The 19,060-nt window shown below is 61.8% G+C and carries 18 protein-coding genes; 8 read left to right on the top strand and 10 right to left on the bottom strand.

The genetic code is table 11. The features are described from left to right. Positions 1–134: 134 nt before the first annotated feature. Together gatA and gatC are read right to left on the bottom strand one after the other, a co-directional pair. Positions 135–1,619, bottom strand: coding sequence for an Asp-tRNA(Asn)/Glu-tRNA(Gln) amidotransferase subunit GatA (gatA, locus tag JF539_RS14565; RefSeq protein ID WP_207141387.1), 1,485 nt, complete (start codon positions 1,617–1,619; stop codon positions 135–137). Positions 1,620–1,670: 51 nt separating this feature from the next. Continuing rightward, entirely contained in the window at positions 1,671–1,958 is a 288-nt protein-coding gene (gene gatC / locus JF539_RS14560; protein WP_207141386.1) for an Asp-tRNA(Asn)/Glu-tRNA(Gln) amidotransferase subunit GatC, read from the bottom strand. 126 nt (positions 1,959–2,084) lie between these two features. On the opposite strand from gatC, the gene JF539_RS14555 reads away from it, so the two are divergent. From JF539_RS14555 to JF539_RS14540, 4 genes are all read left to right on the top strand, one after another. After that, positions 2,085–2,699 (top strand): TetR/AcrR family transcriptional regulator, encoded by a 615-nt coding sequence (locus JF539_RS14555; protein ID WP_207141385.1) that lies wholly within the window; start codon positions 2,085–2,087, stop codon positions 2,697–2,699. A gap of 154 nt (positions 2,700–2,853) precedes the next feature. Continuing rightward, positions 2,854–3,348, top strand: a complete 495-nt coding sequence (locus tag JF539_RS14550; protein ID WP_207141384.1) for a YHS domain-containing (seleno)protein — start codon at positions 2,854–2,856, stop codon at positions 3,346–3,348. Between the two features lie 169 nt (positions 3,349–3,517). Then, positions 3,518–4,315: a siderophore-interacting protein gene (locus JF539_RS14545; RefSeq protein ID WP_207141383.1), complete on the top strand. Its 798-nt coding sequence runs from the start codon at positions 3,518–3,520 to the stop codon at positions 4,313–4,315. Positions 4,316–4,429: 114 nt separating this feature from the next. Continuing rightward, positions 4,430–5,044, top strand: coding sequence for an MliC family protein (locus JF539_RS14540; protein WP_209017295.1), 615 nt, complete (start codon positions 4,430–4,432; stop codon positions 5,042–5,044). Positions 5,045–5,274: 230 nt separating this feature from the next. On the opposite strand, the gene JF539_RS14535 is transcribed toward JF539_RS14540, so the two are convergent. The 4 genes from JF539_RS14535 to JF539_RS14520 all read right to left on the bottom strand — a co-directional run bounded on the left by JF539_RS14535 (position 5,275) and on the right by JF539_RS14520 (position 9,374). Next, on the bottom strand, positions 5,275–6,060 hold the full coding sequence (locus tag JF539_RS14535) for a hypothetical protein (protein WP_207141382.1): 786 nt from the start codon (positions 6,058–6,060) through the stop codon (positions 5,275–5,277). A 131-nt stretch (positions 6,061–6,191) separates the two neighbouring features. Continuing rightward, positions 6,192–6,941: a pyridoxine 5'-phosphate synthase gene (locus JF539_RS14530; protein WP_207141381.1), complete on the bottom strand. Its 750-nt coding sequence runs from the start codon at positions 6,939–6,941 to the stop codon at positions 6,192–6,194. 254 nt (positions 6,942–7,195) lie between these two features. Beyond that, positions 7,196–8,932 (bottom strand): SDR family oxidoreductase, encoded by a 1,737-nt coding sequence (locus tag JF539_RS14525; protein ID WP_207141380.1) that lies wholly within the window; start codon positions 8,930–8,932, stop codon positions 7,196–7,198. Then, the gene (locus tag JF539_RS14520) at positions 8,925–9,374 is read right to left on the bottom strand and encodes a thiol-disulfide oxidoreductase DCC family protein (RefSeq protein WP_207141379.1); all 450 of its coding nucleotides are present in this window, start codon (positions 9,372–9,374) and stop codon (positions 8,925–8,927) included. Before JF539_RS14520 ends, JF539_RS14525 begins: the two co-directional genes overlap by 8 nt. Positions 9,375–9,585: 211 nt before the next feature. Between JF539_RS14520 and JF539_RS14515 the strand changes: the two genes are divergently transcribed. The 3 genes from JF539_RS14515 to JF539_RS14505 all read left to right on the top strand — a co-directional run bounded on the left by JF539_RS14515 (position 9,586) and on the right by JF539_RS14505 (position 12,933). Continuing rightward, on the top strand, positions 9,586–10,800 hold the full coding sequence (locus JF539_RS14515; RefSeq protein ID WP_207141378.1) for a GTP-binding protein: 1,215 nt from the start codon (positions 9,586–9,588) through the stop codon (positions 10,798–10,800). Continuing rightward, entirely contained in the window at positions 10,797–11,426 is a 630-nt protein-coding gene (locus tag JF539_RS14510) for a DUF1826 domain-containing protein (RefSeq protein ID WP_207141377.1), read from the top strand. The genes JF539_RS14515 and JF539_RS14510 overlap by 4 nt, the downstream gene beginning before the upstream one ends. 247 nt (positions 11,427–11,673) lie before the next feature. After that, the gene (locus JF539_RS14505; protein WP_207141376.1) at positions 11,674–12,933 is read left to right on the top strand and encodes a sensor domain-containing diguanylate cyclase; all 1,260 of its coding nucleotides are present in this window, start codon (positions 11,674–11,676) and stop codon (positions 12,931–12,933) included. Positions 12,934–12,958: 25 nt separating this feature from the next. Here the strand turns inward: JF539_RS14505 and JF539_RS14500 are convergent, their stop codons facing one another. Beyond that, the gene (locus tag JF539_RS14500) at positions 12,959–13,447 is read right to left on the bottom strand and encodes a hypothetical protein (RefSeq protein ID WP_207141375.1); all 489 of its coding nucleotides are present in this window, start codon (positions 13,445–13,447) and stop codon (positions 12,959–12,961) included. 403 nt (positions 13,448–13,850) lie between these two features. After that, positions 13,851–15,095 carry a phosphoglycerate dehydrogenase gene (gene serA / locus JF539_RS14495; protein WP_207141374.1) on the bottom strand — a complete coding sequence of 415 codons (1,245 nt, stop codon included), beginning with the start codon at positions 15,093–15,095 and terminating at the stop codon, positions 13,851–13,853. A 444-nt stretch (positions 15,096–15,539) separates the two neighbouring features. Between serA and JF539_RS14490 the strand changes: the two genes are divergently transcribed. Then, positions 15,540–15,980 (top strand): hypothetical protein, encoded by a 441-nt coding sequence (locus JF539_RS14490; protein WP_207141373.1) that lies wholly within the window; start codon positions 15,540–15,542, stop codon positions 15,978–15,980. Between the two features lie 92 nt (positions 15,981–16,072). Here the strand turns inward: JF539_RS14490 and ilvN are convergent, their stop codons facing one another. Both ilvN and JF539_RS14480 read right to left on the bottom strand, forming a co-directional pair. Next, the gene (ilvN, locus tag JF539_RS14485; RefSeq protein ID WP_207141372.1) at positions 16,073–16,648 is read right to left on the bottom strand and encodes an acetolactate synthase small subunit; all 576 of its coding nucleotides are present in this window, start codon (positions 16,646–16,648) and stop codon (positions 16,073–16,075) included. Positions 16,649–16,674: 26 nt separating this feature from the next. Continuing rightward, positions 16,675–18,450 (bottom strand): acetolactate synthase 3 large subunit, encoded by a 1,776-nt coding sequence (locus JF539_RS14480; protein ID WP_207141371.1) that lies wholly within the window; start codon positions 18,448–18,450, stop codon positions 16,675–16,677. Between the last annotated feature and the right edge of the window lie 610 nt (positions 18,451–19,060).

Below are 19,060 nucleotides of genomic sequence, written 5' to 3'. Positions count from 1 at the left end.
AGCCTGTCCAATTGTCGTCCCGGTTTGGCGCTTGCGCCAAGACCGGGATCCGGCAATCACCGAAAGAAGTCAGAGCAAGGCAGCCCTTGCGAAGACTGGGCCCCTGCCTTCGCAGGGGCGACAAGGAAGGGGAGTTACCCCCACCATTTCTCCGCCTGGAACGACCCGGCGGCGTCCTCGATGACCTGGCCGACCTGGAACAGGGTGCTCTCGTCGAACGGCTTGCCGATGAGCTGCAGGCCGAGCGGCAGGCCTTCCTTGTTCAGGCCGGCGGGAACGGAGATGCCCGGCAGACCGGCCATGTTGACCGTGACCGTGAAGATGTCGTTCAGATACATCTTCACCGGGTCGGAATGGAGATCCTGGTCGGCAACGCCGAAGGCGGCCGAGGGGGTGGCCGGGGTCAGGATGGCGTCGACGCCGTTTTCCCAGGCGAGGTCGAAGTCACGCTTGATCAGAGTGCGGACCTTCTGGGCCTTCAGGTAGTAGGCGTCGTAGTAGCCGGCGGAAAGCACATAGGTGCCGATCAGGATACGGCGCTGAACTTCCTCGCCGAAGCCTTCCGCACGGGTGTTTTCGTACATCTCAACGATGTCCTTGCCCGGCACGCGTAATCCGTAGCGGACACCGTCGTAGCGCGCCAGGTTGGACGAGGCTTCGGCGGGCGCGACGATGTAATAGGCCGGCAGGGCGTATTTGGTGTGCGGCATGGCGATGTCGACGATTTCCGCGCCGGCGTCCTTCAGCCACGCAATTCCCTTTTGCCACAGGTCCTCGATCTCGTCCGGCATGCCGTCCATGCGGTATTCGGCCGGAATGCCGATCTTCAGGCCCTTGACCGAATTGCCGATGGCGGCCTCGTAGTCCGGGACCTCGATGTCGACGGAGGTGGTATCCTTCGGGTCGACGGAGGCCATGGATTTCAACAGGATAGCACTGTCGCGCACCGTGTTGGCGATCGGGCCGGCCTGGTCGAGGGACGAGGCGAAGGCGACGACGCCCCAGCGCGAGCAGCGTCCGTAGGTCGGCTTGATGCCGACGGTACCGGTGAAGGCGGCGGGCTGGCGGATGGAGCCGCCGGTGTCGGTCGCGGTCGCGCCCATGCACAGGCGCGCGGCGACGGCCGTCGCCGAGCCGCCGGAGGAACCGCCCGGCACCAGGTCCTGGTTGGAGCCGGTCTTGCGCCAGGGGTTGATCACCGGGCCGTAATAGGAGGTCTCGTTGGAGGAGCCCATGGCGAACTCGTCCATGTTCAGCTTGCCGAGCATGACCGCGCCGTCCGCCCACAGATTGGCCGTGACGGTGGATTCGTAAGCCGGCTTGAAACCGTCGAGGATGTGGCTGCAGGCCTGGGTGTGCACGCCTTCAGTCGCGAAGAGGTCCTTGACGCCGAGCGGAATGCCCTCCAGCGCGCCACCTTCACCCTTGGCGAGTTTCTCGTCGGAAGCCCTGGCCATCTCGCGGGCCTTGTCGGCGGTGACCGCGACATAGGCGTTGAGCTGCGCGTTGGCGGCTTCGATGTTGGCGATGAAGGCGTCGGTCAGTTCCAGGGACGTGTAGTCCTTGGTCTTCAGGCCGTCGCGGGCTTCGGCAATGGTCAGTTTGGTCAGGTCGGTCATGAAATGTCTCTTTGAAGCTGCGGTCGGTCGTCGTTCGTCCGGTCAGCCCGGTTACTCGACGACCTTCGGCACCATGAAGAAATTGTCTTCCGAAGCCGGGGCATTCTTGACGATGTCGGCGGCTTTGTTGCCGTCGGTGACGCCGTCCACGCGCTTCTTCATGGTCTGCTCGACCACAGAGGTCAGCGGTTCGACGCCGTCGATGTTCACTTCGTCCAGCTGCTCAACAAAGCCCAGAATGGCGTTCAGCTCGCCGGTCATGCGGGTGGCGTCGTCCTCGCTTACCTTGATGCGGGCCAGACGGGCAACGCGTTTCACCGTTTCGGTATCGACTGACATGTTTACCTCGTTCGATTTCAGTTTGCTTCTGTTAGCCGGGTCCGGGATCGGGAGACAAGCCCAGGCGCTTGCTCTGGCGGTTCAATCCGACTATTACGGTACCTGTTGTAACCGGAATGGAATAGCATGGGCCGTTCTATGGAAACGGATCGCGGCACGGCCGGGCGCCCCCGGGAAGGCAGGGTGACCCTAGCCCTGCTGGAGGCAACGCTCTCCGAACTTTGCGAAAACGGATACCAAAAAGCCACCATCGCATCCATCGCGGCACGGGCAAGAACCAGCAAGCAGGCCGTCTACCGGCGTTACGCGGACAAGGCCGACCTGATCGCGGCGGCGGTCGAACAAGGACTTGCCCGGGCCAATCCCGGGCCGCCCCAGCGTGGCAGCGTCGCCGAGGATCTGCGGCAAAGCCTCCAGACCACGGTGACGGCGCTGCAGGAAACGCCGCTTGGCGGCGCGGTCCGGGCTCTTGTGCCCTATCGCCACATACCCGCCCTTGCGGCGGTGCTCGACGAAGCGGAAGAAAACCGTCGCCTGAACATGCGCCAGATCTTCATTGCGACCCCCTTCGAAGCAGACATGGAGACGCGGATCGATCTGCTTCTGGGGTTTGTCTCTTTCCGGGCGCTCCTGCGCAACGTGCCGATCGAGCCGGACGCGGTCGAAACCGCCATTTATCTGGTTCTGGGTCTTGTGGCGCCACGCGCCCCGTTTTCCCGTTCAGGGCTTCCCGGTCTTTGAACCGTTCCCGCGTTCACGCTTTCTCTCCGGGCGTTAGCGGCTCTGTGATCAAGGGTGATTGGCCTTCCCGTGCGGTAAAGGTCACCTTGCTGGCGAACGCGGGACGGACTGCACTGTCTCGCGAACGGTTCTCTTACCGCCCCTGGAGACATTCATGACCCTTTATACGTCGAAATCCGTTCTTCTGGCCCTGACCGCTCTCTTTTCCGCCTCGGCCCTGTCCGCCTCTGCCGACGAAATCACGACCTTCACAAAGTCCGGCGCGGCAATCGGCGGCACCGATCCGGTCGCCTATTTCACCGAAGGCAAGCCGGTCGCCGGCACGGATGAATTCACGGCAAAATACGATGACGTGACGTGGAAGTTCTCGTCCGCCGAGAACCGGGACAAGTTTCTTGCCGAACCGGCGAAATACGCACCGCAGTATGGAGGTTTCTGCGCTTTCGGCGCCGCAATGGGCTTCAAGGTTCCGGTCGTGCCGGAGGCCTGGTCCATTGTCGACGGCAAGCTTTACCTCAACAATTCGCTGAAAGTTCAGGAGCGCTTCGAAACCGACGTTCCGGGTTTCATCAACAAGGCGACCCTGAACTGGGAAATCATCAAGGACAAGAAACCGGAAGACCTGAAGGATCCGATCATCCGGGATTGAGTTTCCGATCTTTCGAGTTTCAGAAGGCCCGTCATTTGGCGGGCCTTTTGTCGTGGTCCGAAGCGCGCACGGGAAAGACAGATACAAATTCAGACACTTCAAGCCTTTGACTCGGGCGGTGCGAATGTTAAATCTGAGTGAAAAGATCAAAATAAGCTAGAGGTGCCCCTTGGCCAGAAAACCCCGCGGCCGTCCGCGTGTCCTGACGGTTCGTTCCGCCCGCTATCTCAGCCCGAACATGATCCGCGTCACCTTTGCGGGCCCGGAACTTGAGGGCTTTCCGCCAAATCACGAGGGCGCCAACTGCAAGCTGGTTCTGCCGCGCGACGGCGAGAGCCGGGAGGCCTTCGAGGCCCACTTCAAGCCGGATGGATCGGAAGAGCGTGTGCATCCGGTCCGGACCTACACCGTGCGGGCCTTTCGCGCGGAAGGCCTGGAACTCGATATCGATTTCGTCGCCCATGGCGACGACGGGCCTGCAACGCGCTGGGCGCAACAGGCGAAGGAGGGAAGTTTCCTTGGGTTCCGCGGGCCGAGCCAGCCGAAGATCACCGAATTTTACGCGGATTGGTATCTGATTGCCGCCGATCTGTCGGCCCTGCCGGTGGCCGAGGCGACACTGGAGGCCATGCCCCGGGACGCGAAGGGGACCGCGATCTTCGAAGTCCCGTCGAAAGAAGATATCCGCGAGTTGCGCATGCCGGAGGGGATCGAGGCTCGCTGGCTCGTCCAGCCGGACGTCCATCAGCCTTCGACGGCGCAGCAGGACTTCGTTCGTTCCATGGATTGGCCGGAGGGTGTGGTCCAAACCTGTATCGCGGGCGAAAGTTCGGTGATCCGCGCGCTTCGCGATCATCTCCACAACGAGCGCAAGGTGCCGAAGAAAGACGCCTATATTTCCGGCTACTGGAAAATCGGCCTGGTCGAGGACGAACACCAGCAGATGAAGCGGGAGGAGGCGGCCTGAGCCTCTTGGCGCTGCCTTCGACCGACGAGGTTCGAAACCACCATACTCCTGCCGTGTCTTTCCCGTTAGTATAGTTCTCTTTGCGTAAAGAGCGTGACAGGTGGGGAGGGTAAGGTGAGGCAGCTGTTTTGTGTGATCGGGATCTTCCTGGGGGGCATTTTTTCCGGCGTGACGGTTGCCGTGGCGACGGATCCGGCCTTTGACTGCGGCAAGGCGGAAAGCTCGGCGGAAATGCTCATCTGTTCGAATGACGACCTGGCCGTCCTCGACCGGCAGCTTGCGGGCACTTACGCGAATGCCCTCGACGAACTGAAAACCGTTGCGGACGGTGAGGCCGCCCTGAAGGAGCTCAAGGCCGTCCAGCGTGGCTGGGTCAAGGGACGGGACGACTGTTGGAAGGCGGAGGACGAACTGGCCTGCATCCGTTCCGCCTATGCGCGCCGCATTGCGGTCCTGACCGCCAGGTACATCCTGATCCCGGGCGGGGCGCCGGTCTTCTATACCTGCAACGGTAACCCGGCGGATGAAATCGTCGCCACCTTCTTCCAGACGGAACCGCCCTCTGCACGTCTGGAACGCGGCGACAGCACCGAGATCGTCGTCGAAGGGCCGACCGGCTCGGGTGCTCGATATGAGGGCGACTTCGGACTGGTCTTCTGGATCAAGGGGGATGAGGCCACGGTCGAATGGCCCCAGGGAAATTCCTTCGACTGCAAGGTTCGCGGTTGAATTTCTACATATATTGCAAATCTTTGTCTGGATTGCGCTTCTTCCTTTCACGCTCATCCTGAGGAAGCGCTTGAAACCTGTCTTGAAGGATGGGCCGTTTGTGCCTGCGGGTGCCGCCGGTCCTTGCAGACGGGCCCGACGGCCCTCCTCAGAATGAGGTTGATGGAAAGGAAAAACGCTCTTCCAGGACGATCTGTTTGAAGGCTAACGCCAGGACCCAGGGCGAACGCTCAACGCAGCCCCTCGTAGGCATACCGCGTCTTGGTGGTCGAGGATGTGTCGAACCAGCCTGGCTGTTTTTGCAGCAATCGGAAAAGTTCGTTGGCGCGCCGGACCTGATCGAGGTCGAACCGTTCCGTGTTGTCGCCCTGGTCGAAGTCGAAGGCGCATTCGGCGATCAGCGGCCATTCGCTGACGCCGCCTGCATACCAGAAGCTCAGGCTCATCTTGATCGGTTTCGCCTTCCTGAAATCGATCTTGCAAAGCTTGCGGAAGACTTCTCTGGCGGTGAAATCGTTGACGGATTTCAGTTTCGCCTTGTTGGAAAGGTCCAGCTTTTTCAGGACCGGGAAGATCTTCGCCGCGTCGGCCACGCTCGAGAGGTCGGGTTTCTTCTTGAAGCGGATGGCGCTTGAGCGGGAAAAGACGTTTTCGAAAGGGGGCAGCAGGTCCTCCTCGAACTTCATTTCGGCCCGCTTGTCGTCGCTGGTCTCGACCGAGGCCGCGTCGGCCAGGATCAGATCGGGGGACCGGAACTTGAGCGAGAGCTTGAAGTCGTCGGTTTCCTCCTCATAGCGCAGGCGCATGGAATAATCCGCGGCCCTGAGGCGGAAATCCTCCGTATCGAGATAGAGCGTCTTGCGGCGCTCCTCCTTGTCCTGCCGCTTGATTTCACCGCCGAGCTTTTCGGCAAGAAACCCGACCATGTCCTGAAACGCGTTGCTTCCCGCCGACCGGTCCCGGAAGCGGCCGGAGTTGAGGATGAGCTTGTATTCCCGGGATGAGATCGTGTCCATTGCCAGCTCCCCGCCCTGTCACTGCCGGTAAGGGTGTTCAGGTGAAGGATGCAATTTCTGCGCGTTCCGGTCAAACCGCATCGGAAAAAGTGCGGTGCCGTCAGGTGTCGCCCGCGTCAGGAAACGAGAGGTCAGATCTCGCCCATGGCGCTGCGGAACCGGTTGACGCTCTCCGCGAAACCGTAAATCAGCGCATCGGCGGTAAAGCCATGACCGATGGACATCTCCCGGATGAAGGGCGCCCGGGCGAGCAACGCCGGGATGTTTTCGACCGTCAGATCGTGGCCTGCATTGACGCCGAGCCCGGCTGCATGGGCGGCTTCCGCGGTGGCGGCGACCCTGCCGAGTTCCTTCAAGGCCTTGCCGGGATCGTCGTGGCAGGCTCCGTAGGGCCCGGTATAGATCTCGATCCGTTCCGCTCCGACACGGGCAGCATGCTCCGGGGCGGCCGGGTCCGGATCGCAGAACAGGGAGACCGTCACGGCCCATTCCCGCGATGCAGCGATCGCCGTTTCAAGCTGACCGGTGTCTTTCGAAAAATCCCAGCCGTGATCGGAGGTGGTCTGATCCGGGTCGTCGGGCACGAACAGAACCTGCTCCGGCCGGGCCTCTTCCACCAGCCGGAGGAAATCCGGAGAAGGGTAGCCTTCCAGGCACAGTTCCTTGTTCGGGAACCGCTCCTCGATCAGCTCGGCAAGGTCGAACACATCGGCCTTGCGGATGTGGCGCTCGTCCGGGCGGGGATGCACGGTGATGCCCTTGGCACCGGCTTCCATGGCAATCGCGGCAAGGCCCGTGACGCTCGGCCAGGGCAGGTCGCGCCGGTTGCGCAGCATGGCGACGGCATTGACGTTGACGGAGAGACGCGAGACGGCGGGCATTGTTCAAATTCCGGATGAAGCGGTTCAGTGTCTGATTCAAGGGCCTTGAGCAGATCCCCAAGTTTGTTGGAAAAGCTATTGAAGTCAAACGGGAAATTGTCACTAGAGACAATGTTCCCGCTTGTCGCCGCGAGCCCGGATATCCCGGGCGTGGTCAGGAGATGGATGGTCATGCGCAGGGATGCCGGGGTGGACTGACAACGTTGTACCGGCATGCGCCCGTTCCGCTCAGACAGCAAACGCCTGCAGAACGGTTACGAGGATTTTTCCGGCACGGGATCTTTCCGGTCGGCGCGCCGGGTCCCTTGTTGTTCCGTGGGATGCTCGGGAGTGAGCCAGCCCTGATAGTGAACGAGCAATCCGAAGACCGGCAGGGAGATTTTCACGTCGAAACGGAACCTGCCATCCTGGTGCGTTTCTGTCGCTTCGCTTGTGGGGAGAAGCCATTTCGGAACCGGCAGGCCAAGTAGCCAGCCTCGTTTGACGGGATAGTGCAGTCCATCGTCCCGGCGCTCGAGAGCGATATCGAAGGATACCGGCCCGAAACGCTCGTTCACCAGCCCCGTGCCTTCGGAGCCCGACAGTTTCAGAATGGATCTGAATGTTCTGTCGCCGAAGGAACGGTTCCAGATTTCCCGGTCTCCGCGCTTTTCGATGGTCACCTTTACGGGGGTGTCTTCGCCTTCCGGAGGAAAACCGACGACCCGGCAAACGAGATTGCCACCAAGCGAACGGCCCCGGGTCACCTTCGCCCTGCCCGACCAGCGGCGGCGGTCGAAGACGGTGTGCAGCGCGCGCACCGGGTCCGGCAGGACCTTGAATTCCGAACCCAGTGCCTGCTGGAACAATACCGGTTGTTCCAGCGTTCCGGTAAAGGTCCGGACCGAAAGATGGCGGGTTGCCTGGTTGATGTCATCAAGCGTGAATGCACCGAGACAGGCACGGGCTCCGGGGGGAACTCCGTCTTCACTCAATCGTCGACACAGGATCGATGCGGCGACGGCCGGTATGTGCGGCCCGTCGCCGGCTTCGGCGATCAGCGTCCAGCGGCGGGTCAGGGGCAATCCATCGGTTCCCAGCCCCGAAATCGCGACTTCCATGCCGCCGCGATCCGTTCCGAAGGGTTCAAGCCGGTCCGCCGCCCATTGGAGCGCCTTCGCGGCCGGTTCCAGGGACCTGATCAGCCCGAGCCGAACCGGCCAGGAAAGCAGCCAGAGCCCGAGATGCATGGGGGACAGCTCCAGGCCGGCGCGGAAGAGAACTGTCCGGGCACCATAATGGTCGGGAAAAAGAGCGAGATCCGGTGCGCCGATGAAGGAGGACCAGCGCGGCGGAAGACCGTCTTTACCGCCTGGCCCCAGCCTTCGCCTGGAAAGTCCGGACCAGCCGGGAACCGTTTCCGCAGCGCCATCCCTGAAGACGGTGAGGGGGCGGCCAACCTGCGCGAGAATTGCCCGGATCACGGAAAGGCCGCGTGGCGCACGGTTGCCGGGCAGGATAATGCTCTCGATCAGGTCGAGACGGCGAAAGTCCGTTCGCAGGCTTTCAACGGCGACGGAGGAAAGGGCGGGAACACTTGAGACACCGGAGAGGACCGCCAACCCGGAAGCCCTGGAGGAGGCATCGAGCGATTGGATTCCGGCGGTGAACTCGGCATCGTCCGACAGATCGAGATAGTGGCTTCCGGCCGCCACGGCCGCTGCGGCAACGACATAAGGGTTGCCGTCATAGGCCTGAAAAGGGCCGGCCGCATCCACGGTGACAAAGGGGGAAAGGGTGGCAAGGATTGCCGGGAAGTCGGCAGCGTCTCGGTCCAGACGTACGGGCGTGCCGCCATGGCGGGCGCAAAAGGCTTCCGCCTTCTCAAGGCTTCGCCCGGCCACAAGGACGTCGAAGCACGGGTTGAGCAGCAGGGATACAGCGAGTTTTCCGCCAAAGACGCCGTAACCGCCCAGAATGACGACCCGCCTTTTTTCCGGACTGTCAGTCAATCAGCCTGTCCTTGAGCGCTTGCGAGGGAAGGGGGCAGGTCCGCCGCCCGAACCGGTAGCGGTTTCGCGCGATCCGGTCGTAAAGCCAGTCGGCGGAGGCCCGGGGCAGAAGATCGAGGACGGTCAGGGCCCGCCAGGGCCAGCCGAGGCTCCGCATGGCGGCGGTAAAGGACGCCATCTTGATATAGGCGCGTCCCTGGTAAATCACGATGTTCGTTTCCATCAGCTCCGGGTCCAGGCCGAAACGCCGATAAAGCGCCTTTCCGGACCCGGAATGCGCATTGGCGAACCGGTAGCCGGCGTGTCTGTCGTGTTTCGCCATGAAACGGGCAAAACCGGAGCAAACGACACACTCCGCGTCGAACACGATCAGGTTCCGGTGCGGTTTCGTGCCGGCGCTGGATGCTTCCGCGCTTTCCGGTGCGGGGCGCTTGTCAGACATTTGGTAATCACGGGCAAGGCTTGTTGGCGGTTCCATGATTGATAGCAGACGCGCGTTCCCAGGTATACGCGCGCCTTTGGAGGTGGGCCTTGAAGCCTGAACCGTTCTCGGAACGGAACCCGGCAACGGGCAAGCGCTTGCCTGAAAGTTCTTGTCAGACACCTGGGAAGACATTAGTTATGTAATAACGTAACAAATGAGGGAGCTTCCATTGTCTGACCGCCGTCTTCCCGTCACGGTTCTCTCCGGCTTTCTGGGCGCCGGAAAAACCACGCTTTTGAACAAGGTCCTGAACAATCGCGAGGGGCTGAAGGTCGCCGTCATCGTCAATGACATGTCGGAGGTCAATATCGACGCCGATCTGGTGCGCGCCGGTGGCGCCGAACTCAGCCGGACCGACGAGACGCTGGTCGAGATGTCCAACGGCTGCATCTGCTGCACGCTGCGCGACGATCTACTGGAAGAGGTGCGCCGGCTGGCAGAGGACGGACGGTTCGAATATCTGCTGATCGAATCCACGGGGATCGCCGAGCCTTTACCGGTGGCAGCAACATTCGAGTTCCGCGATGAGCTCGGGCAAAGCCTGTCCGATGTCGCGCGTCTCGATACGATGGTGACAGTGGTCGATACGGTCAATCTCCTGCACGATTACTCCAGCCACGATTTCCTGAGCGACCGCGGCGAGACGCTGGGCGAGGACGATGAGCGCACGCTGGTGCATCTCTTGACCGATCAGATCGAGTTCGCCGATGTCGTTGTTCTGAACAAGGTCAGCGCCGCCGAGCCGGCCAAGGTCGACGCGGCGCGCAAGATCGTGCGCAGCCTGAACGCGGACGCGAAAATCATCGAATGCGATTTCGCCGAAGTGCCGACCGCCGATATCCTGAACACTGGGCTCTTCGACTTTCAGAAGGCCCACGAGCATCCGCTTTGGGCCAAGGAGCTTTACGGTTTCGCCGATCACGTGCCGGAAACGGAAGAGTATGGCGTCGCTTCCTTCGTTTACCGGGCGCGGCGTCCTTTCGATCCCGCCAAGCTCCACCCGGTTCTCAACGGGCCGCTTCCGGGTGTTATCCGGGCCAAGGGGCATTTCTGGCTGGCGACGCGTCCGGATTGGGTGGCGGAATTCTCGCTCGCCGGCGCGCTTTCCAGCGTCGGTCCGATCGGCCGCTGGTGGGCGTCGGTGCCGCAAAGCCGCTGGCCGAACGACCCGCGCGCCCTGGATTATGCCCGCTCGCTCTGGGTGGAGCCGTTCGGCGACCGGCGTCAGGAAATCGTTTTTATCGGCTCTGGTATCGATTGGCCGGGGCTGAAAGACCGGCTGGACGGTTGCCTTCTGGGCGAAGAGGCGGGGGACGATCTGGCCGCATTCAAGCACCTGCCCGATCCCTTCCCCGGCTGGGGACGCGCGGAGCAGGCGGCATGAGCCTGGCTGGAGATCTTTCACCACATGACCGGGCCGCGGCTCGAAACGTGATCATCGGGCGGGACGCGGACATTCTCGCCGATATCGGCCGTCCAGGCGTTGCCGCGGCCATCTGGACGCGCACGCCTGAGCGGCGCTTTCAGGACTGGCTCGACGGTCTTTCCGTCGACCAGTTGCCAGAGCTGCGCACGACGGTGCCGGTGCATCTGGTCGAGGCGGCGGTCATGACGGCCTGCGAATACTCCAAGGTGCCGGTCTGCCCAGAGCGCGACATGCTGGCCAGCGACGCCGCAGCTCTTGCGCTGGTGCTTGCCAAGGTCGCGGATGTCCGCATGGTCCGGGTCCGGTTCGATGTGTCGGAGGAAGTAATTTGTCCGAAGTTCCACGTCGACAATGTGGTGGCAAGGTTGTTGTGCACCTATCGCGGGTCCGGCACGGAGTATGTTCCAGGCGATGTCGTGGAAGACCCTCAGAGGATCGGCAAGGTTCCTTGCGGGGCCGTCGGGCTCTTTCGCGGCCGTCAATGGCCGGGAGGCGAGGAAACCGGTCTCCTGCATCGCTCTCCTGCCAGCGGTGCCCTGGCGGGCGCACGGCTGCTGCTGGTGATCGATCCGGTCTCTCGATAGATTGCCTAAAGTGAATAACACACGCAGAAGTGGCAACTTTATCAGGGTGCGGTGAAAACATCCCAGATATGGCCTTTCTGGAGAGAGAGAGACAAGTATTTCCAGGCCTAACGGTTTCCGGCTGTTTCCGCTGGCTGAAATTTAATCAATTTTCACGGGTAAATTCTGAATTTTTCTGTTTCGCCCCAGGGAGGAATCAAGGCAGACTGTGTAATCGCAGGCTGCAGCTACCGTCCGACCTTTTCTCATGGCCCTCACAAACACGCTTCTTCTACTCGCTCAGGCGGCGCTCTATTTTTGCGTGATGATGGGCCTGTTGCGCATGCGCAAGCAAATAGGCATCGGAATTTTTCTGTGCGCGCTCGGCGTCATGCATTTCCTGGAAACCTATCTCGCGAGCGTCTTTTACATCGAGCTGCCCTTCGGCATCGTCTCACCCGGATCGACAGTGCTTTTTTCCGGCAAGCTACTGATGATCCTGTTGCTCTATATCCGCGAGGACGCCCTGACGGCGCGCCAGCCGATCTATGGGCTTCTGATCGGCAATTTCCTGATGGTCGGCCTCGTGATGATCCTGCGTAACCACGAGACGGTCGCGGTTACGGCGGGCAGATTGCCGGATATCGCCTTCATCGACGAGATGGGGCTTCTCATGATCTGGGGAACCCTGCTTCTGTTCGTCGATGCCATCGCCATCATCGTTCTTTACGAGTTTCTCGGCGACAGGTTCGGGCGGCATCTCTGCCTGAGGTTTCTGGCCTGCGGCGCCATCGTTCTGACCCTCGACCAGATCGGTTTCTTTCTGGCGCTTCACTATGTGTCCGGCGCGCCCTGGCAGGCCTTTTACGGCGGCTGGGTGGCGAAGTTGGGCGCAACGGTTGTCTATACCGGTTTCTTTGTCGCCTATCTGAAGTTCTTCGATCACGAGGAGAGCTGGATCTCCAATCGTCCGCTGAAGGATGTCTTTCAGGTCCTGACCTACCGGGAGCGCTATCATCAGCTTCTGGAAGCCTCGGTCCGGGATCATCTGACAGGGGTCTATCACCGCAGCCAGTACGACCGGGAGGCGCCGGAGATCATCCGCAAGAGCCTGGAGGAAAACCGGCCGTTGTCGCTTCTCGTGATCGATATCGATCACTTCAAGCAGGTCAACGACCGCCTCGGCCACCAGAGTGGCGACGAGGTGCTCCGGTCGATTGCCGGGCTTTTGACGGAGAACCTGCGCTCCGACGATCATCTTTACCGGGTCGGGGGCGAGGAGTTCGTGCTCTTGTGCGAACATCTGCCAGCCGACGGCGGCGTGTCGCTCGCGGAGCGGATCCGCAAGACCATCGAACGGTTCAGCGCCATGTATCTCACGGAGAAGGTCACCGTGAGCATCGGCATTTCCAGCGCGCCGGCGGATGGCGAAACCCTGGACGAACTCTTCAAGGCAGCAGACCTGCGGCTTTACGAGGCCAAGGAGCGCGGCCGCAACCAGGTGTTCGGTCCGCAGGCTGCGGGATAAGGGACCGTCCGTTCGACCGGCGGTTTCAATCGAATGCCGACAGCTGCCTTTCCGACAGGTGCTCGGGCTTGATGGCCAGGTCATCACCCGCCGGAAATCTAAGCCGCAGGTATCGAATGCTCAGGTGAACGGTCACAAGGCATGCGAGCCAGAGTGAAAAGGACGAAAAGCGGGTGAATGTCATCAAAGGCATGACCGCACCCAGGACCGTTCCCCCGCCGGGACTAAAGACGCTTCCGACGACGGCCCCGCCAAGAGAAGGGCTCAGCAGCGACGCCGCAACGCTGAGCAGCCAGCCCTTCCTGCCGGGGTGACCGAACAGACCGGACAGAAGAAGACCGGCAACCGCGCCGGAAAACCCGCCCAGCAGGGCAATGAACCAGATGTCGTCCTCGGACATTTGCGTGGCCGCCACACAGAGCGCGACCAGATAGCCGGCCGGCGACGCAACGACCATCGTCAGGAAGCGGAGCCGATGACGGCGCAACCAGCGCCGTGAGTGAAACTGTTGCATGGACAAGACAATTACCTCCGGTGGGTGGACAGACGAAGAGGTAAATCGTCCGCTCCGGGTTCTTGAGGAGGATTTTTGCAGATTTTCAGGAGAACGCGAAGAGACTGCTTGCCTGCCTGACCATCCCTGCCTTGCGCTCGTTTGCGGCAGCTTTGGCCAATGGCACGCGCATTCCCTCTGCGCTCACCCCGGACGCAGCGAAGCGCAGAGCCGGGGCCTGCTCATTTCCAGAGCGAGATGGGTCAGACCTCGGTCATTCCTGAAACGAAAGGCGAGTGGGTCCCGGTTCAGCGCCGCCGCTTGACCGGGATGACACCGAATGAAACGGCAGCGTTCCCAGGTCTGAAACTCAAACCAACTCTAACGCGCGACTTTGCCTTATGGTTTACCCGTACGGCCCGACTCAAACCCGGTTCAGCAACCTTGCACGGATCGTGTTCGGCAGGGCGCGGATCTCTTCCAGAATCTTTACCGGATCCTCGACCATGCTGTCCACATCCAGAACCACGTAGCCGATGTCCTGATGGGACTGCAGGTACTGGGCGCAGATGTTGAGGTCGTGGCGGGTGAACAGGTCGTTCAGGGTTCGCATGGCGCCCGGCGCGTTGTGGTGAACCTGGATGAAGCGGGTCGCGTCCGTTCCCTTCGGCAACTGCACCTGCGGGAAGGCGACCGCGCCAACGGTGGAGCCGACGTCGGAGTATTCCACCAGCCGCTTGGAGACTTCCTCGCCGATGCGTGCCTGAGCCTCCTCGGTGGAGCCGCCGACATGCGGGGTCAGAATGACATTGTCCAGGCCGCGCAGGGCTGAGAAAAACTCGTCCTTGTTGGATTTCGGTTCCACCGGGAAGACGTCGATCGCCGCGCCGGCCAGTTGTCCGGATTGCAGCGCCTCGGCGAGCGCGTCGATGTCGACCACCTGGCCGCGCGCGTTGTTGATCAGGAACGCGCCTTTCTTCATCTTCGCGATCTGTTCGGTGCGGATCATGTTGCGCGTGTTCGGGGTGTCGGGAACATGCAGCGACACCACGTCCGCTTCGCTCAGAAGCGCGTCCAGGCTGTCGGCGGGCATCACGTTGCCGTGCTGCAGCTTGTCGACCGTGTCGTAGTAGATGACCCGGAGCCCCATGGCCTCGGCCAGATTGGAGAGCTGTGTCCCGATGTTGCCGTAGCCGACGATGCCGAGCGTCTTGCCGCGCACTTCATGGGACCCGGCGGCACTCTTCAGCCAGCGGCCCTCGTGGGCGGCGGCGGATTTGGTGAAGACGCCGCGCATCAGCATGACGATTTCGGCGATGGTCAGTTCCGCGACCGAGCGGGTGTTGGAGAAGGGGGCGTTGAAGACCGGGATACCGCGGGTGAGCGTACCTTTCAGGTCGACCTGATTGGTGCCGACGGAAAAACAGCCGACGGCCACAAGCGACTTGGCGGCTTCCAGCACCTCTTCGGTCAATTGCGTACGCGAGCGGATGCCGAGGATCTGCACGTCCTGCAGCTTTTCGATCAGCGCGTCCTTTTCCAGCGCGCCCGGCAGGATTTCCACATTGGTGTAACCGTTTTTGTCCAGAACGGCGCAGGCGGTCGGCGAAATGCCTTCCAAAAGCAGCCAGCGAATCTGGTTTTTCGGCCGAGAGAGACCGTGGATCATGGGCTTGAAGCCTTTGTCTAGAACTGAAGTCGTCTCAGAAAGCATGAGAAGTGCGCCGCTTCCGGCGCGGTATGCCGGTGTCGTATACGCGCTCATCCGTGTCGCGTCTAGTCACCTGAATCTGAAGTTCGTCTCAAGTCGCGGCATGCTCGGAACGAACATCAGATTCAATATGGTGACCAGTAACGGCCCAGTTCCAGTGCGGTTTTCGGCAATGACATCAATTCCACCATGCTCGGGTTCGGAGGCGCAAATGGAGATCGCGCGGACTGCGGCAAAATGCACGGGAAACCGGTACCAGCGTCAGGGTATCGACGAAAATCCGACCCTTCCCAGGTCTGATGCGACTTGGCCGGGTTTCCGGCCTGTCCGTGCTGGCGTGTCTTGCCGAAAGCAAATACCGTGGCTCGATTGTTTTGTGGTTTCTGATGGAGCAAGTCTGAAATGCGTTTTTTATGCCGCCTCGGTTTGTTCGCCGGCCTGATCGCCGCGGGCAGCTTGATGTCTCCATCGCCTTCTCACGCGTTTTCCAAGGCGACGCAATATCTGATGCAACAGGCGATTGCCGACGGATGCGGCGGCCGTGCCGGGTCTTTCGGCTCGGACGGCGTCTTTGAAGCCGATCTGAATGGCGACGGCCGCGACGACCTTGTCCTGTCTCACCAGGGGATCACCTGCAGCGGGAAACCGGGCACCAGTCTGGAATGCGGCATGCAGGTCTGCTCAATCAAGGTCTATATTCGCAAAGGCGGATTGTTGCAGCTGGAAGAGGAATTTCTCGGGCGCATCGCCGGGGTGACCTGGATCCCCGAGCTGAGTTTCAAGATCATGAGCCACGGGGGCCAGATCAGCGACTGGCGCCCGGACTATGGCAAATCCCAATAAGCCGTCATTTCCGCCCGCCGCTGGCGAGCGGCGGGGGCGTTTGTCGGGGCCAAAGGGCTCTCAGTCCGAGCAAAGACGGATTTGAAAGAGCTTCAAAGCCCTTCCGGACCGCGCTGAACGGCCGCGACGCCGGTGCGGGAGACTTCCACCAGGCCGAGCGGCTTCATGATCGCGATGAATTGCTCGATCTTGGAAGTCCGGCCGGTGATCTCGAAGACGAAATGCTCGGTGGTGGCGTCAATGACGGTCGCGCGGAAGGCATCGCCAAGGCGCAGGGCCTCCAGGCGCTTTTCGCCGGTCCCGGCCACCTTGACGAGCGCCAGCTCGCGTTCCAGCGGTTTGTCCTGGTTGGTGCGTTTCGCGCGCACGGTCAGGTCCGTCACCCGATGGACCGGCACCAGCCTGTCGAGCTGATGGCGGATCTGCTCGATGATCATCGGCGTACCCGTGGTCACGATGGTGATCCGCGACAGGTGCCGTTCGTGCTCGGTTTCCGAGACCGTCAGGCTGTCGATGTTGTAGCCTCGGCCGGAAAACAGGCCGATCACCCGGGCAAGAACGCCCGGTTCGTTGTCGACCAATAGGGAGAGCGTGTGGGTTTCGGTCTCGTTGCTGACTTCGGCCAGGAAATAGGCGGAAGGCGCGTCCACATTCTGTTGTGCGTTCATTGTGTCAACTTTCCTAAAGCCGGGGTCTAGACGAGGGATTTGCCTTCGGAGCCGATCGCGTTGGCAACCGCTTCGTCGTTGGCCTCGTCCGGCAGCAGCATTTCGTTGTGGGCCTTGCCCGAGGGGATCATCGGGAAGCAATTGGCGAGATTGGCGACACGGCAGTCGAACAGGACCGGCTTGTCGACGGCAATCATCTCCTCGATCGCGCCGTCGAGATCGCCGGGCTTCTCCACCCGGAAACCGACGCCGCCATAGGCCTCGGCCAGCTTGACGAAGTCCGGCAGGCTTTCGGTGTAGGAGTGGGACAGGCGGTTGCCGTGCAGCAGTTGCTGCCACTGGCGGACCATGCCCATATACTGGTTGTTCAGGATGAACACCTTCACGGGCAGGCCGAACTGAACCGCCGTCGACATCTCCTGGATGTTCATCAGGATGGAGGCGTCGCCGGCAATATCGACGCAGAGCGCGTCGCGATGGGCCACCTGCGCGCCGATGGCTGCCGGCAGGCCGTAGCCCATGGTGCCGAGGCCGCCGGAGGTGAGCCAGCGGTTCGGCTCCTCGAAGCCGTAGAACTGCGCCGCCCACATCTGGTGCTGGCCGACTTCCGTGGAAATGAAGGTCTTGCGGTGCTTCGTCAGTTCGTAAAGCCGCTGGATGGCGTATTGCGGCATGATGACGTCTTCGTTCGGCTTGTAGGCCAGCGAATTGCGCGCCCGCCAGGCGTCGATCTGCTGCCACCAGTCCTTCATGGCCTTGGCGTCCGCCTTCATGGAAGACGACCGCCAGATGCGGACCAGATCTTCCAGAACATGGCCGACATCGCCGATGATCGGCAGATCGACATTGATCGTCTTGTTGATCGAGGACGGGTCGATGTCGATATGGATCTTGCGCGAGCCCGGCGAGAACGCGTCGGTGCGCCCCGTGATGCGGTCGTCGAAGCGGGCGCCGATGCAGACCATCAGGTCGCAGTCGTGCATGGTCATGTTGGCTTCATAGGTGCCGTGCATGCCGAGCATGCCGAGCCAGTTGTCGCCGGACGCGGGATACGCGCCGAGCCCCATCAGGGTAGAGGTGATCGGGAAACCGGTCAGGGACACCAGCTCGCGCAGCAGCTGACAGGCCTGCGGGCCGGAGTTGATGACGCCGCCGCCGGTATAAAGAACCGGTTTTTTGGCAGCGGCCATCATCTCCGCCGCCTGACGGATCGCCGCCGCGTCGCCCTTGATCTGCGGCCGGTAGCTCTTGTGCGAGGCGGCCGGGTTCGGCGTCGGACCCTGGTAGGTGCCGGTGGCGAACTGGACGTCTTTCGGAACGTCGACGACGACCGGGCCCGGTCGGCCGGAGGTGGCGACGTAAAACGCCTCGTGCAGGATGCGCGGCAGGTCGTCGACGTCGCGCACCAGCCAGTTGTGCTTGGTGCAGGGACGGGTGATGCCGACCGTGTCGCATTCCTGGAAGGCGTCGTTGCCGATGAGGTGGGTGGGTACCTGGCCGGAAATGCAGACGAGCGGGATGCTGTCCAGCATGGCGTCGGTCAGCGCGGTCACCATGTTGGTCGCGCCGGGACCGGAGGTGACCAGCGCCACGCCCGGCTTGCCGGTGGCGCGCGCATAGCCTTCCGCCGCATGGCCAGCGCCCTGCTCGTGGCGCACGAGAATGTGCTCCAGACCCTCCTGCTGGATGATCTCGTCGTAAATGGGAAGCACTGCACCGCCCGGGTAGCCGAAGATGGTATCAACTCCCTGGTCTTTCAGCGCCTGGATGACCATTTCGGCGCCGGTCATTTCCCGTGTCATTCTCTCGTCCTTGCGTTTTACCGGCCCGAGAATTCAGGCCCTGGCTCAGTCTTTTGTCGTTTTTCCGGCCGCGCGGTCCGCGGTCTCGAAGGTCGGGGGAGGGGAAGGGCATCGTCGGACGGCGGCAATAAAAAAAGGCCCCTTGGGGAGCCTTGGTCGCGCGCCATCCTGTCCGAACGGGGTCATCCCGCCTGGAGGGCGCGCTTTCCTACCACTACTAGAATGAGCGACATTGCCATGTCGTCCCGGTCCTTCGATCCTGCGGGCCCTGGGGCCTTGTCCATGGACATGCGGCGCGGCACGTGCCGCTCCGGTCCCGCCGGCAGCCTAAGCGCCCGCAAGCCCGCACAGGTCCAGCATGTCCGCCCGGGCCTGTTGCGCGGCACACTAGTGAGGCGGCTTTCGCCGGTCAACCCCAAAATTCGATTGTTGCGCGGAAGGGGTCTGTTCTTTTTGAAAGTTACGCCGGAAGGCGAGAGGACGAAGCAATGCAAAACGCCTTGCAGTGCATGTCCGGACCTTGTGCCGAAGCGATCGCGGCCTTGACAAAAAAATGTCACACACCCGTTGCGCACAGCGTTTTCGCACGCTATATCCCCGCCATCCGGCC

The organism is Roseibium aggregatum, assembly GCF_017309185.1.
Classification (GTDB): Bacteria; Pseudomonadota; Alphaproteobacteria; order Rhizobiales; family Stappiaceae; genus Roseibium; species Roseibium aggregatum_B.
The sequence above is the reverse complement of the archived record's forward strand: the minus strand, read 5'-3'. Positions and strand labels throughout refer to the sequence as shown.